General features: G+C 64.6%; 14 protein-coding genes and 1 tRNA gene. 12 read left to right on the top strand and 3 right to left on the bottom strand.

The annotated features are described in order from the left end of the window. Nucleotides 1–53: 53 nt before the first annotated feature. A complete protein-coding gene (gene fliF / locus ACQY4T_RS23160) occupies nt 54–1,721 on the bottom strand; it encodes a flagellar basal-body MS-ring/collar protein FliF (RefSeq protein WP_428535481.1) in 1,668 nt (555 codons plus the stop codon). Nucleotides 1,722–1,843: 122 nt separating this feature from the next. On the opposite strand from fliF, the gene ACQY4T_RS23165 reads away from it, so the two are divergent. The 4 genes from ACQY4T_RS23165 to ACQY4T_RS23180 are packed head-to-tail and all read left to right on the top strand — an operon-like array spanning nt 1,844 to nt 5,797. Further along, complete coding sequence (locus ACQY4T_RS23165; protein WP_428535483.1) at nt 1,844–2,641, top strand: ABC transporter ATP-binding protein; 798 nt, start codon at nt 1,844–1,846, stop codon at nt 2,639–2,641. Further along, nucleotides 2,638–3,381, top strand: coding sequence for an ABC transporter permease (locus ACQY4T_RS23170; RefSeq protein ID WP_428535485.1), 744 nt, complete (start codon nt 2,638–2,640; stop codon nt 3,379–3,381). Before ACQY4T_RS23165 ends, ACQY4T_RS23170 begins: the two co-directional genes overlap by 4 nt. A gap of 60 nt (nt 3,382–3,441) precedes the next feature. Next, entirely contained in the window at nt 3,442–4,740 is a 1,299-nt protein-coding gene (locus ACQY4T_RS23175) for an LVIVD repeat-containing protein (protein ID WP_428535487.1), read from the top strand. 4 nt (nt 4,741–4,744) lie between these two features. Beyond that, the gene (locus ACQY4T_RS23180; protein WP_428535489.1) at nt 4,745–5,797 is read left to right on the top strand and encodes an ABC transporter substrate-binding protein; all 1,053 of its coding nucleotides are present in this window, start codon (nt 4,745–4,747) and stop codon (nt 5,795–5,797) included. 21 nt (nt 5,798–5,818) lie between these two features. Here the strand turns inward: ACQY4T_RS23180 and ACQY4T_RS23185 are convergent, their stop codons facing one another. Then, nucleotides 5,819–6,541, bottom strand: coding sequence for a metallophosphoesterase family protein (locus ACQY4T_RS23185; protein ID WP_428535491.1), 723 nt, complete (start codon nt 6,539–6,541; stop codon nt 5,819–5,821). A 127-nt stretch (nt 6,542–6,668) separates the two neighbouring features. On the opposite strand from ACQY4T_RS23185, the gene ACQY4T_RS23190 reads away from it, so the two are divergent. From ACQY4T_RS23190 to ACQY4T_RS23200, 3 genes are read left to right on the top strand one after another with little or no spacing between them, the layout of a single operon-like run. Next, on the top strand, nt 6,669–7,394 hold the full coding sequence (locus ACQY4T_RS23190; protein ID WP_428535493.1) for a glutathione S-transferase N-terminal domain-containing protein: 726 nt from the start codon (nt 6,669–6,671) through the stop codon (nt 7,392–7,394). Nucleotides 7,395–7,433: 39 nt separating this feature from the next. After that, nucleotides 7,434–8,045, top strand: a complete 612-nt coding sequence (locus tag ACQY4T_RS23195) for a 2-hydroxychromene-2-carboxylate isomerase (RefSeq protein WP_428535495.1) — start codon at nt 7,434–7,436, stop codon at nt 8,043–8,045. Continuing rightward, nucleotides 8,042–8,800 carry an enoyl-CoA hydratase-related protein gene (locus tag ACQY4T_RS23200; RefSeq protein ID WP_428535497.1) on the top strand — a complete coding sequence of 253 codons (759 nt, stop codon included), beginning with the start codon at nt 8,042–8,044 and terminating at the stop codon, nt 8,798–8,800. The genes ACQY4T_RS23195 and ACQY4T_RS23200 overlap by 4 nt, the downstream gene beginning before the upstream one ends. A 21-nt stretch (nt 8,801–8,821) precedes the next feature. Here ACQY4T_RS23200 and ACQY4T_RS23205 read toward each other — a convergent pair whose 3' ends face one another. Beyond that, nucleotides 8,822–9,784 carry a complex I NDUFA9 subunit family protein gene (locus ACQY4T_RS23205; RefSeq protein ID WP_428535499.1) on the bottom strand — a complete coding sequence of 321 codons (963 nt, stop codon included), beginning with the start codon at nt 9,782–9,784 and terminating at the stop codon, nt 8,822–8,824. Nucleotides 9,785–9,986: 202 nt separating this feature from the next. Between ACQY4T_RS23205 and ACQY4T_RS23210 the strand changes: the two genes are divergently transcribed. The 5 genes from ACQY4T_RS23210 to ACQY4T_RS23230 all read left to right on the top strand — a co-directional run bounded on the left by ACQY4T_RS23210 (nt 9,987) and on the right by ACQY4T_RS23230 (nt 13,744). Further along, nucleotides 9,987–10,073, top strand: a tRNA-Leu gene (locus ACQY4T_RS23210). Between the two features lie 9 nt (nt 10,074–10,082). Further along, a complete protein-coding gene (locus tag ACQY4T_RS23215) occupies nt 10,083–10,736 on the top strand; it encodes a ribonuclease D (protein WP_428535501.1) in 654 nt (217 codons plus the stop codon). 263 nt (nt 10,737–10,999) lie between these two features. Continuing rightward, nucleotides 11,000–11,992, top strand: coding sequence for a KpsF/GutQ family sugar-phosphate isomerase (locus tag ACQY4T_RS23220; RefSeq protein WP_428535503.1), 993 nt, complete (start codon nt 11,000–11,002; stop codon nt 11,990–11,992). Nucleotides 11,993–12,008: 16 nt separating this feature from the next. Next, nucleotides 12,009–12,740, top strand: coding sequence for an LPS export ABC transporter periplasmic protein LptC (gene lptC / locus ACQY4T_RS23225; protein ID WP_428535505.1), 732 nt, complete (start codon nt 12,009–12,011; stop codon nt 12,738–12,740). After that, complete coding sequence (locus ACQY4T_RS23230) at nt 12,737–13,744, top strand: LptA/OstA family protein (RefSeq protein ID WP_428535507.1); 1,008 nt, start codon at nt 12,737–12,739, stop codon at nt 13,742–13,744. The genes lptC and ACQY4T_RS23230 overlap by 4 nt, the downstream gene beginning before the upstream one ends. The last annotated feature ends 1 nt before the right edge of the window (nt 13,745 follow it).

The following is a 13,745-nucleotide window of genomic DNA, read 5'->3' on the forward strand; positions in this document are numbered from 1 at the left end:
CGGCAAGTTATCGGCGGATTGCGGTGACGGCTCCGATCCGGCCGAGCCTTCCACTATCCGTGATCGGTGGCGATCCAGGCTCGGATAATGCTCAGCGTGGTATCCGGGTGGCGGTCCACCAACTGGGTGACCTTGCGTATCGAGGACGCCCGCATCTGGCCGTGGATATTGCTCATTATCACGGTGTCATCCTCCTCGACGGCTTGCGCAGCCTGGGCAGCCAGCACAACCTGCGACCCGGCGTGACCGATGCCCAGCGCGGCCGCCGCGGGCGGCAGGATGATGCCGGCCGGAGCACCGGCCGCAAACTCCCCGGCGGACGGACCGGCAAGCGCCAGGCCGGTGGCCGGTTTGTTCAGCGCGGCGAAGATCGACCGCGCGGTCAGGATGATGATCCCGAAGCCGACGACCCCGAAGGCGATCATCTGCACGAAGGTGATCAGGTCGGCGTTGTTCTTGACAATCTTGGGCGGCGGCGTCGCCTCGGCCACGTCCTGCGTGGCGACGAACGGCATGCTGACAACGTCCAGACGGTCGCCGCGCTTCGCATCGAAGCCGATCGCGCTTTTCACCAGCTTGTCGATCTGATCCAGATCGGCCTGATCGCGCGGCTTACAGGTGTGCTTGCCGTCGGCGCCGACGCTGTCGATGCCATCCACCATCACCGCCAGGCTGATGCGCTCGACCTGAGGCTGATCGTGCACGATCGCCCGCACCGTCTTGCCGATCTCGTAGTTCGTGGTCTCTTCCTGGCGGCCTTCCTGGGTGCCGGTAACCGGGGCGCCGGCGTCCGCGTTCGGCAAATTGTTCTGCACTGACACCGGGCCGGTTTTGTCGGTGGTCTTGTTGTTCGATGTCACGTTCTGCGTGCTGCGGACCACCGATCCGTCGGGATCGTATTTCTCCTGTGTCTCGTTAACCTTGTCGAAGTTCATCTGGATGGTGGCTTCAGCGTGTACGTGGCCCGGCCCCAGAGTGCGCTCCAGCATCAACTCGACCGCCTGGGACACCCTGGCCTCGGTGCGCTGGCGGATCTGCTCCTCGCTGGCGGTCTTTGAGCGCTGATCATTGCCGTCGCCGGCCTGGACCAGCAAATGCAGGTTGGAATCCACCACCGTCACGTCCTGCGGGCGCAATCCAGGCACGCCGGCGGCGACCAGGTCGACCACCGACTGCACCGCTTCGTTCGACAACGACTGGCGTCCGGGAATGGTCAGCATGACGCTGGCCTGGGCATGCTGACGGTCATGCGCGAACGGTTCGCGTCGCGGCAGCACGATGTGCACGCGGGCGTGCAGGATGCCGTGCACCGACACGATGGTGCGCGCCAGTTCGCCTTCCAGCGCGCGGGTTAGCTTCACTTGCTGGTCGAAGTCGGTCACCGCGAGATCGTTGCCGCGATCGAAGATCTCGTATCCGGTGACGCCGGCCGCGGTATCGCCGCTGGCGGCCAGCAGGGTCCGAGCGGCGGCGAGATCACTGTCGGGCACGAAGATCTGGCCGCCGTCGAGCCGGAAGGGGATCTTGCGTGCGGTCAATTCGGCGCTGATCTGCTGCGCGGCTTGCGCATCGAGGTCAGACGCCAGCACCGTCATCCGGCCCCGGGTCGGCCCCTGCAGTTCCAACCAGACGAACGCACCCATGATTCCCAGGGTAACGCCGGCGAGCATGGCGACGCGCACCATGCCAAGCTTCCGGATGCTGTCGATCAGGCCCTTCATACCGGTGCTCGGATTTCCATCGCCAACCAAAGGGTTAGCGGAAAAAACTTACTGCATGGTTAACATCGGGGTTGCGTTCCACCCGGCGGTCGGGCTTGCTTGCGATCGGGGAGGAATGGGGCGTGGATGGACCGCGATTTGAGGCTGCCGACAGCGCGATGATCGCGGTCAGGCACCTGACCAAGCGGTTCGGCACCGCCGAGTCATCGGTTGTCGCGCTGAGCGACATCGGGTTTTCCATCAGCGAGGGCGAACTGGTCGTCGTCGTTGGGCCCTCGGGCTGCGGCAAATCGACCCTGCTCCGCATCCTGGCCGGACTGCTGCCGGGGTCGCAGGGCGAGGTACTGTTGCACGGCACTTCGGTCACCGGGCCGCGCCGCGATATCGGCGTGGTGTTCCAGGCGCCGGTGCTGTTCCCCTGGCGCAGCGTGCTGGGGAACGCGCTGCTGCCGGTGGATGTGCAGCGGCTGGGTCGCGACAGGTTGCGCGGCCGGGCCATGGAACTGCTGAAATTGGTGGGATTGCAGGGGTTCGAGCACCGCTATCCGTGGGAACTGTCCGGCGGGATGCAGCAGCGTGTGGCCCTGGTGCGCGCGCTGATCCACGATCCGGCGCTATTGCTGATGGATGAACCGTTCGGCGCGCTGGACGCAATGACCCGCGAACAGATGAACCAGGAACTGCAGCGGATCTGGATGGAGCGACGCAAGACAGTGCTGTTCATTACCCACTCGATCGGCGAAGCGGTGTACCTGGCCGACCGGGTGCTGGTGATGACGCCGAGGCCCGGGCGGATCGCCGATGAATTGAAGATCGACCTGCCGCGACCACGCGGGCTGGACGTGATGACGACGCCTGGGTTCGGCGCTTACGTGAAGCGCATCCGCAATGGACTGCACGCTTCAGGAGGTATCGAGTGAACACCGCTGGCAATTTCCTGTTGCGGCTGTTGTTCATCGCCGGACTGCTGGCGCTGTGGGAGGCAGCAGTGCGGCTGCTGGCGATTCCGGCTTTCCTGCTGCCGGCGCCCTCGGCCGTCGGCATGGCGCTGTACCGCGGCACTGTCTCCGGGCTGTATCAGGAACATATCGGGGTGACGCTGACCGAGACCGCGCTGGGCTTCATCGTTGGGTCGGTGGGCGGTCTGCTGCTGGGCACCTGCGTGGCGTTGTCGCGCCGATTCGACTACTTCGTCTATCCGATCATCGTGATGTTCCAGGCGATGCCAAAGGTCGCCTTGGCGCCACTGATCATCATCTGGTTCGGGCTCGGCATCACCTCCAAGGTGGTCAACGCGGCCCTGGTCTGCTTCTTCCCGCTGATGATCAACACCATTGTCGGGTTGCGTTCGGCCGACGAGGACCGCATCAGCCTGATGCGTTCGCTGGCCGCCTCGCCGTTGCAGATCTTTGCCATGCTGCGAGTGCCGAACGCGCTGCCCTACATCTTCGCAGGCCTTGAGATCGCCATGATCTTCGCCCTGATCGGTGCCATTGTCGGCGAGTTCGTCGGGGCGCAGGCCGGTCTGGGGATGCTGATCCAGAGCATGAACTTTACCCTGGACGTGGCCGGTCAGTTCTCCATCCTGCTGATCCTGTCGGTGATCGGGCTGCTGCTGAACATGTCGGTGGCACTGGTCCGCAAGCGGGTGCTGTTCTAGGACCCGGCCAGCAGGCAGGCGGGAATCAAGCCCGACAAGGTATAAGAAACGGGGAAGGTGATGTGGAAAACCGCGATTTGCGGAGTGGCACTGGCAACAGCCACGGCGACCGCGTTGGCCGATCCGATTCCGGCCGTGCAGTCGTCGAGCAATATGCAGATCATCGGGCACAGTGACCTGAACGGTGCCGGCCATGGCGGCGAGGGCATGGCGCTGCGGCAATATCCCGACGGGCGGCGGGTGCTTTTCCTGGCGCATGAATCGGCACCGATGTGCGTCAGCGTGATCGACGTGACCAAGCCCCAAAACCCGCAAGTGATCGCGCAAATCCCGGTTCCCGCGCCGCAACTCCGCTGCAACAGCCTGGGCCTGTCGGGCACCACCATGACGGTGGCGCACCAGACCGACAAGCCCGGCCAGCCGGGCGCCGGCATGGAGGTGTGGGATGGCGCCGACCCGGCGCATCCGGCCAAGATCGGGTTCCTGGATACCTCGGGTCCGCATTCGCGCGGCGTGCACTATCTGTGGTTCGCCGACGGCCACTACGCCTATCTTTCCACCGGTGCCAAGGACTTCGTGCCGAAGGATCAGCTTGACGACCAGATGTTCATGATCGTCGACATGAACGACCCCAGCCACCCGAAGGAGGCCGGACGCTGGTGGCTGCCCGGGACAAGGGTGGGCGATACGGCGCCCTCGCCGCCGCGTGTGTCGATCAATTCCGGCATCCGGATGCACACACCCGTCGTTTCACCCGACCGGCCGGATCGCGCCTATGTCGGCTGGATCGACGGCGGCTGGGTGATCCTGGACATCTCGGACAAGGCGCATCCGAAATTGGTGGCGCACCGGTCGTGGCAGTCGCAGGATGTCGGCTTCGCTCACACCGTGCTGCCAATCGTCTCGCGCGGCCTGGCGATCCAGACCGAGGAGGCTGTCGAGACCAACTGCAAGGATTGGCCGAAGCGCGACTGGCTCTGGGACATTTCAAAAGAGCAGGCGCCGTTGGTGCTTTCCGCATTGCCCCCGCCGGCGGATTTTGATGCGTTGTGCAAACAGGGCGGTCGTTTCGGATCACATAATATCGCGCAAAATCGTCCCGACCCGACGGCACGCAAACTGACCAAGACTGTCGTCGGCAGCTTCTTCAACGGCGGCGTCCGAGCATACTCGATCGCCGATGAGCACGCCCCGAAGGAGATCGGCTTCGTGGTCGATGCGCCGCCGCAAGGGAATGCCTCGCATAGCATCCAGATCAATGACGTCTATGTTGACGAGAACGGATTGATCTACGCCGACGACCGTTTCAGCGGCGGTCTGGATATCATCCGCTACACCGGGTCCGTCCCTTTGGAGTGAAGTCATGCGCGTTGTTTTCATCGCGGTGCTGTCGTTGATCCTGGCTTCGGCGGCGCGGGCCGAAACCACCATCCGGGTCGGCTGGTGCGCCAACACCATCAGCGCCGCCGCGTCACCCTATGCTGTCGCGCAGAAGATGGGCTGGTACGGTGAGCGTGGCGCCAAGGTCGTGGTCACCCCGCTGCCGGGATCCACCGACTGCGTAAAAGAGGTCGCGACCGGGGACCTGCCGTTCAGCGTGCCGTCGATCGAGCCGGTGCTGATCATTCATCCGCAAGGCGTCAAGGCGAAGATTTTCTATACCGCCTATCAGAGTTTTGGTTACGGCATCGCCGTGCCGGCGGACAGCCCGATCAAGGATTTCGCCGATCTGAAGGGCAAGACTATCGGCGTCACCTCGATGGCATCGGCCGGTGTGGTGGTTGCGCGGGCGCAGCTCTCGGTCGCCGGCATCAACCCAACGACGCAGGCCCGCATCGTGGTCGCCGGCGAGGGAGCGCAGACAGCGTCCCTGCTGCGCGCCAAGCAGTTGGACGCGTTGTCGCAGTTCGACACCCAGTATGCGCTGGTGGAGATCGCCGGACAGAAACTGCGGCAACTGCCGCTAGGGCCGATGTCGGCCTATCCCGGCAACGGTTTCTTCGCGCTGGAGAAGACGCTGAAGGACCGGCGCGAGGATGCGATCACGGTCGCTCGGGGCTTCGCGATGGGCGAGATCTTCGCCATGGCGAACCCCGAGGCCGCGATCCGCATCTTGTATGAGGTCTATCCACAGACCAAGCCGATCGGCAAGGACGAGGACACCGCCGTTCGTGACGACGTCAAGGTGCTGCGGGCGCGCATTGCGCATTGGAGCCTGGCATCGGGCGGGGTAACGAAGTGGGGCGAGAGCAACATGGCGAACTTCAACAACTACATCGATTTCCTGGTGAAATGGAAGCTCGCCCCGGTCAAGGTTCCGGCCGATGAGGTGGTGACCAACGAACTGATCGATGCGATCAACGCCAGCTTCGATCAGGCGAAAATCGAGGCTCAGGCGAGGGCGTGGAAGCCGTGAACTCGCCCCTCGGCTGAGCGGCTAATCCCAGTCGAGCGATTGGCGGCGAACCTCGACCACACCGTCCGCGCGGAGCCGGACCAGGTTGACCGTCTTGGCCAGATCCGGCGATCCCGAGTAGTACGCCGGCACAGTGGTTCCGGTGCCGACGGCCGCGGCTCGGTTCCAGTGTCCCAGGGCCAGATAGTCGGCGCGCGTCGCCTCGATCTCGGCGTTGCTGATCAGCCAGGACGGCCGCAGTGGGGGAACACCGTCGTCCTCGTAATGTCCGTGCGCCAGGGTCACGTGCCAGCGCGCGCTGCGCGGCAGCGGATCGCGCAGCGGCACCATGTTGCTGTAATCGACGTGCGGATGTCCCCAGATTTCCAGATCGTGGGCGCGAAACCGCACCGTCAGGTCATCCGTCACGCCGATGATATGGACATGGGCAAGCTGGTTCAGGCCGCCACGTCGCCACACCGAGTCCGGTGTCAGCGGATCATGGTTTCCCGGCAACACGATCACCGGCCTGGCGACGTCGTTCAGCAGCGCGACGCATTGCTCGATGATGGCGGCGGACTGGCGGTTGCTGTCGAAGATATCGCCCACCAGGAGGACGTAATCGGCGTGGTGCGCCTTGGCGGCGTTCAGCACCAGGCGCAGACCGGTCGTGCCATCCTGTCCATAGGGACCCTGGTGCGGATCGTCGTCGACATGAAGATCGGAACTGTGCAGCAAAACGATGTCAGTCGAGCAGGACGCCACGGTCAGGACCCAGCCGGTTACCAGCTGCCATCAGACCGGCCCGTGCCACGCCCGTCAACCGTTATTGGCCCAAACCGGCGGCACGCGCTATCGTGGACCCCAAGCATAAGCGAGAGGAACCAACGCCATGATCGACCTGCACTACTGGCCCACGCCGAACGGCAAGAAGGTCACCATCCTGCTGGAAGAGGCAGCGATTCCCTACAACATCGTCCCGGTCAACATCGGCCGCGGCGACCAGTTCACTCCCGACTTCCTGAAGATGAACCCGAATCATCGCATGCCGGTGATGGTGGACACCGCCCCGGCCGGCGGCGGCGAGCCGATCGCGATTTTCGAATCCGGCGCCATCATGCTGTACCTGGCCGAGAAGGTCGGACGCTTCTACCCGCAAGACCTGCGCGGCAAATACAAGGTGACCGAGTGGCTGATCTGGCAGATGGCCAACCAGGGCCCCAAGCTGGGCGAATGCGGACATTTCCGCAGACTTGGCGACAAACAGGGTGACCAGTCCTACGCCGTGCGCCGGTTCACCGATGAAGCCAACCGACTGTATGGGGTGCTGAACAACCGTCTATACGAATGCAAATACCTCGGCGGCGATGAATACAGCATCGCCGACATGATTTCCTACCCGTGGACGGTGAATTGGAAAATCCAAGGCCAGGACATCGAGGAATTCAAATACGTGAAGCGCTGGCGGGAAGAACTCGCGGCCCGTCCGGCGGTCCAGCGCGGCATGGCGGTTGGGGCTGACCTTTCCCAGGACACATCGAAACTGCCGCCCGAGGAACAGCAACGCCGCGCCAAAATCATGTACAACCAGCGCGCTCGGCCTGTCCCTGTTGCGTAACGATTGCACGGCCGCGACCACTCAAACGGGGACTTAACCATGGCGGAACTTGAATGCTTCTTCGACTGCTCCAGCCCCTGGACGTATTTTGCATTCGAATCATTGCTGCGGATGCAGCAGGAAATCGACGTGACGATCCAGTGGCGTCCGTTCCTGGTCGGCGGCGTGTTCAACGCGGTCAACCAGAGTGTCTATAACTCCCGCGACAAGCCGGTGGCGGCGAAAACCGCTTACAGCAAGAAGGACCAGCAGGATTGGGCCCGCTATCTCGGCCTGACGATCCATTATCGGCCGTCGGTGTTTCCGGTGAACAGCGTCAAGGCCATGCGCGCCTGCATCGTGCTGGAAGCTGAAGGCAAACTTGTCGCGTTCGCCCGCGAGGCGTTCAAGTCGTATTGGACCGACGACCAGGACATCTCCCAGACACCGGTCCTTAGCGAGATCTGCGGCCGACTGGCGATCGATCCGGGTAAGCTTCTCACCGCCATCGACCAGCAACCGGTCAAGGATACACTTCGCGCCAACACGCAGGAGGCGATCGATCGCGGCAGCTTCGGCTCGCCCACCATCTTCGTCGGCGGCGACGACATGTATTTTGGCAACGACCGCATGCCGCTGATCAAGGATGCGGTGCTGCGTCGCCGCCGATGATCAAGACCGCGACCGACGGCCGGCTGGTTGCGACGGTCACCGTCGACAACCAGGAGCAGCGCAACGCCCTAGGCAACAGCGGCAAGCGCGAACTGGCCGAGGCGATCGAACGGGTTTCCCGGATCGATGGCCTGCGCGTCGTGATCCTGACCGGCGCCGGCGGCAAATCCTTCATCGGCGGCGCCAACCTGAAGGAAATGTCGACGTTCGTGCGTCATGATGCGTCCGAGGGCCCCGCGCTCACCCATCGCGTCTGCGAGGCGATCCGCCGCACCCCAGTGCCGGTGATCGCTCGGATCAACGGCTGGTGCCTGGGTGCCGGGCTGGAGATCGCCGCCTCTTGCGATATGCGCGCTGCCGCCGACAGCGCGAGGTTTGGCATGCCCGAGGTGCTGTTCGGGCTGCCTTCCGGCATGGAGGCCTGCCTGCTGCCGCAACTGATCGGCTGGGGCAAGACGCGCGAGCTGGTCTTCACCGGCCGCCACATCGACTGCGACGAAGCCAGGGCGTGCCATCTGGTCGAGCGTGTTGCGGCGCCGGACAAGCTTGACGATGCGGTCGAGGACTGGGTCGCCGCCATCCTGAACGCCGGCCCCGATGCCATCCGGGCGCAGAAGGAACTCATCCGCGACTGGGAACGAATGTCGATCGCCGACGCCGTTCAGCAAGGCATCCGCGCGGTTGCCGCCGCCCACGGTTCGGCCGAGGCGAAAAGTTCGATGAATGCGTTTCTAATGCGAAAAAAGCCGGCCTGATCGGGCGGCCCGTGCAGATCACTACCGTTCCAGTGGCGTCGGGATCGTCGGGCGGCGTCCGCCGCCGGGTTGGAAGCGACTGAGAAATCCAGGAACGACCAGTTCCACCGGGGTCGGCGTGATGCCCAGATCGGCAAGTCCGAGCGCTCCGGGCGAGACGATGTTGTCGCTTGAAAGCATCAGCAATTGATCCGGCGTCAGCGGCTTGCCGGGCACGTGTTGCAGGATCGATGCCTGCAGCCGTGCGAGGCCCATCGGAATATCCACCAACCTCCGCTCGCGCCGGGTTGCCTTGAGGATATAGGCCAGGATTTCGCGGAACGTCCAAACCCGCGGGCCGCCGAGTTCGAAAACCTTGCCCTGGGCGGCGGATGAGGCCCGCGCTGCCATCACCGCATCGGCCACGTCGCAGACGTAGACCGGCTGCATTTTAGTGTCGCCCGAAATCACCGGCATGATCGGCGCAAGTCTGGCGATCTCGGCGAAGCGGTTGAAGAACTTGTCCTCGATGCCGAACACCAGCGACGGCCGCATGACCGTGGCTTGCGGGAACGCCGCCAGCACCGCCTGTTCGGCCCGCCCCTTGCTAGAGGCGTAGCGGCTGGCGCTGTTCGGATCCGCACCGATGGCGGAGATCTGGATCAGTTGGCTGACCCCGCTTGCGGCGGCCAGACGGGCGATGCGTTCCGACCCTTCGGTGTGGACCGCCTGGAACGAGGCAGCGCCGCTTTCGGTCAGCGCGCCGACCAGGTTGACCACGACCTCGGCGCCCTCGACCGCGCGATGCACCGTGGCCTCGTTGCCGATCGAGGCGAACAGCGGCACGATCTGCCCGACCGCGCCCATCGGCTTGAGGAACAGCGCGGCTTCCGGCTGCCGCGACGGCACGCGCACGATGAAGCCTTGCTGGGCCAGGCGTTTGACCACATAGCGGCCGATGAACCCCGAACCGCCGAAAATCGTCGCCACGCGCCGCGTCGCCATTGCACAGCCTCCTTTCCGCGCGGTCTGATACGACGCGGGTGGTGTCGGCCTCAATATGGGACCGGTCCGGGCCCGGTGCGGTAAATTCGTCCGCCGCTGGGACCGGATGGACATCTAGCGTACGGAACTGGTTGACGCGGCGCCTTCCCGGGGCTACATCGCGCGCCCTATCGCTGTGCGCGTCCGACGCGGGCAGGCGGTTGCCCTGGTGGCGGAATTGGTAGACGCGCAGGTTTCAGGTACCTGTGGCCGCAAGGTCGTGGAAGTTCGAGTCTTCTCCTGGGCACCAACCTAACTCATGAGCATTACCCAGTTCATGCCGAACGGCACCCTTCATCTGTATCGCGACGATCTGCCGGAAGGCCTGACGCTCGGCCCGGTGGTGGCGGTCGATACCGAGACCATGGGGCTGCACCCGCACCGCGACCGGCTCTGCCTGGTGCAGATGTCGGGCGGTGACGGCCATGCCCATATGGTGCAGCTCATCCCTGCCGAACGCGGCGGGCGCGGCTTTGATTGCCCGAACCTGAAGCGGTTGATGAGCGATCAGGGGGTGATCAAGCTGATGCACTTCGCCCGCTTCGACGTGGCCGCGCTGCAGTACTCCCTGGGCATCTCGGTCAGCCCGGTGAAATGCACCAAGATCGCTTCGAAGCTGATCCGGACCTTCACCGACCGCCATGGGTTGAAGGACCTGTGCAAGGAATTGCTGGGCATCGAACTGTCGAAGCAGCAGCAGTCGTCCGATTGGGGTGCGATGGAGCTGAGCTCTGACCAGCTTGGCTACGCCGCGTCCGACGTGCTGCACCTGCACGCGCTTTGGGCGAAGCTCGAGGCGATCCTGACCCGCGAGGATCGGCTGGCGCTGGCGGAGGCCTGCTTCGGTTTCCTGCCGACCCGAGCGCGGCTCGACCTGCTGGGCTACGAGGATCCCGATCTATTCGCGCACTGACCGCGGCCCCGGCCCGTCGGAGCGATCGGCGCTCGGGTCAGTAGGGAATCCCCTGACCGGTCCGGACCAACCTAAGCCGCGACCGCCACCGTCAGGGGCGATGTCGGATTGTTGCCACGAACCGCTGCTAACCATCCTCCCAGGTAGATCTTTTTGGCCGTGAATAATTTTTGGACGTAACGCTTTGATAACACTGCGCGGTTGACCCGGCGCGCCGCGCCGGCCCATAGAAATGCCACGAAGCACACGGAAGACGACGTATCTTGGACCATTCCATCATCCAGCCAGAACGCCTCAATTCGGACCTAGAGGTCGCGCGCGAGGTGTTGAACACCGAAGCAGCCGGCCTGCTGTCGCTCGCCGCCGGGCTGGGGGATCGGTTCGGCCAGGCGATCGAACGGTTGGCCTCCGCCAGTGGACGGGTGGTCGTTTCCGGCATGGGGAAATCCGGCCATGTCGGCCGCAAGATCGCGGCCACCCTGGCCTCGACCGGCACCCCTGCCTTGTTCGTGCATCCGGCCGAGGCCTCGCACGGTGACTTGGGCATGATCGTCGCGGGCGACGCGCTGCTGGCGCTGTCGAACTCCGGCGAGACCGCCGAACTCGCCGACCTGGTGGCTCACAGCCGCCGTTTCGCCCTGCCTTTGGTCGCGATCACCGCGCGGCCGGATTCGACGTTGGCGAGGTCGGCTGACGTCGCTTTAATCCTGCCGAAAGCCGCCGAGGCCTGTCCAATGGGCCTCGCCCCCACCACCTCAACGACCATGCAAGTAGCGCTGGGGGATGCGATCGCCGTCGCGTTGTTGACGCGGCGTGGATTTACGGCCGCGGATTTCCGCCAGATCCATCCCGGCGGTCGGCTCGGTGCCAGGCTGCGCCGAGTGCGCGATGTGATGCATGCCGGCGAGGCGATGCCGCTTGGTTCCCCGGAGACGACCATGGCGACCGCGTTGGTGCGGATGACGGAAAAACGTTTCGGCTGTCTAGGCATCGTCGGCTCGGACGGTGTGTTGAGCGGCATCATCACCGACGGGGATCTGCGGCGATCCATGGGGCCGGACTTGCTGATGCGTGCCGCCGGCGACGTCATGACGCTGTCGCCGCGGACCATCGGCCCGGATGCCCTGGCGGTCGAGGCGCTGCACGCGATGAACTCTCATGAACGGCCGGTCACCACGCTGTTCGTGGTGGACGCGGGGGGTCGGCCAGCGGGCATCCTGCATGTGCACGACCTGCTGCGAGCGGGGCTGGCATAAGCATGGTGAAACCATCATGAGCGCGCGGCCAGCGCCCTTGACCGGGCCAAGCGGACCCCTCCCGGGACAAAGCGAAGGACATCTCGACGGGCCCACCGCGGGGCGCACCGGAGGCTACCTGCTGGGTGGTTCGGGGCCGCGGGATCGTTTACCGCCGGCGCCGCGCCGGATTGCTCGGCGGCGCCTCCTGATCACACTGACCAAATGGGCGTTGCCGATCGCGGCAATGGGGCTGCTCGGGTCGATCGCGTTGTATCCCGAAATCCGCGACGCGACCACGCGCGCACGGTTGTCGATGAACCACATATCCGGCGAGGTCGATGGCGGCAGGCTGCTCGGTGCCCGCTATAACGGCGTGGATGAGAAAGGCCGGCCTTACACCATCACCGCCGACACCGCCCGCCAGATCGACCCCGATCGGGTAGGCCTGACGATGCCTAAAGGGGACATCACGCTGCAGAACGGAACCTGGTTGATGCTGAATTCGAAACGAGGTATCTATATGCAGCACCTCAATCAGCTCGATCTGGCCCAGGACGTGACGCTGTATCGCGATGACGGCACCATCATGCGCACCGAAAGTGCGTCGATCGACATGAAGGCCGGCGCCGCGGCGGGGTCGCAGCCGGTGCATGCCGAAGGTCCGTTCGGGGTTCTGGACGCACAGGGCTTTACCTTGATGGACAAGGGCGCGGCGATCGATTTTCCAGGTCCCGCGCATCTTGTGCTGAACGGTGCCGACAATTGAAACTGGTTCCGGCCGCCGCCGCGCTGCTCTGCCTGAACGGGCTGGCATCAATGCTGCCCGCCGCGGCGCAGCAGCTTGATCTGACGCATGGCGGTCCGATCGATATAACCGCCACCGACGGGCTGGAATGGCGACAGAACGAACAGGAAGTCATCGCCCGCGGTGATGCCCGCGCGGTGCGCGGCGCGGTGACCGTGACCGCCGATACGCTGACCGCGTGGTATCGAAAAAAAGGTGCAACGCCAGCAGCGCAGACCGCTCCGGCGTCGGGGTTGACCGGCGACCCGTCGACCGAGGGCAACGAGATCTATCGCCTACAGGCAGCGGGCCATGTCCGCATCTTCACCGCCACCGACCGGGGCCAAGGCGACAAGGCGGTCTACGACCTCGATCAGTCGGTCCTGGTGATGACCGGGCAAGACCTCAAGCTGAGCACTCCGAACAACGTCATAACCGCGCGCGATGACCTGGAGTATTGGCCGCAGCGGCACATGGCGGTGGCGAGGGGCGATGCGGTGGTGGTGACCAGTGACGCAAAACGGGTGGCTGCCGACACGCTGGTGGCCTACACCACCGACAATCCGGCTTCGGCCACCGGCACGGCGACGGCCAGGCCCGCAGCGGCTGCCACCGCGACCAGGGTTGCCGCCAATGACCCGCTGGCGGCGTCCGGCAAACTGCAGCGGGTCGAGGCTTTCGGCCACGTATCGATCCGCACGCCAACCGATACCGTGACCGGCGACCGTGGCGTCTACGTGCCCGATACCGGCATGGCTCGGCTCGGTGGCAATGTGCGGATTACCCGCGGGCAGAGCCAATTGAACGGTGCCGAGGCGGACGTCAACATGAAGACCGGAATCGCGACGCTGGTGTCGCAGAAAAGCGGCCGCGTGCACGGTCTGGTGGTGCCGAACGACGACAGCAACAAGTCCTTGAGCAATGATCCAGCGGCTGCGGCCGGCGGCAAGGCGCCGAACCAGCCGCCGCAGCGGCGGACACCATGAA

Source organism: Rhodopila sp., from assembly GCF_965277825.1.
Lineage (GTDB): Bacteria > Pseudomonadota > Alphaproteobacteria > Acetobacterales > Acetobacteraceae > Rhodopila.

Bases quoted from the DNA above. Each gene is read 5' to 3' on its own strand.
- fliF (WP_428535481.1), bottom strand. From the start codon at position 1,721: ATGAAGGGCCTGATCGACAGCATCCGGAAGCTTGGCATGGTGCGCGTC.
- ACQY4T_RS23175 (WP_428535487.1), top strand. From the start codon at position 3,442: ATGTGGAAAACCGCGATTTGCGGAGTGGCACTGGCAACAGCCACGGCG.
- ACQY4T_RS23180 (WP_428535489.1), top strand. From the start codon at position 4,745: ATGCGCGTTGTTTTCATCGCGGTGCTGTCGTTGATCCTGGCTTCGGCG.
- ACQY4T_RS23190 (WP_428535493.1), top strand. From the start codon at position 6,669: ATGATCGACCTGCACTACTGGCCCACGCCGAACGGCAAGAAGGTCACC.
- ACQY4T_RS23195 (WP_428535495.1), top strand. From the start codon at position 7,434: ATGGCGGAACTTGAATGCTTCTTCGACTGCTCCAGCCCCTGGACGTAT.
- ACQY4T_RS23200 (WP_428535497.1), top strand. From the start codon at position 8,042: ATGATCAAGACCGCGACCGACGGCCGGCTGGTTGCGACGGTCACCGTC.
- ACQY4T_RS23205 (WP_428535499.1), bottom strand. From the start codon at position 9,784: ATGGCGACGCGGCGCGTGGCGACGATTTTCGGCGGTTCGGGGTTCATC.
- ACQY4T_RS23215 (WP_428535501.1), top strand. From the start codon at position 10,083: ATGAGCATTACCCAGTTCATGCCGAACGGCACCCTTCATCTGTATCGC.
- lptC (WP_428535505.1), top strand. From the start codon at position 12,009: ATGAGCGCGCGGCCAGCGCCCTTGACCGGGCCAAGCGGACCCCTCCCG.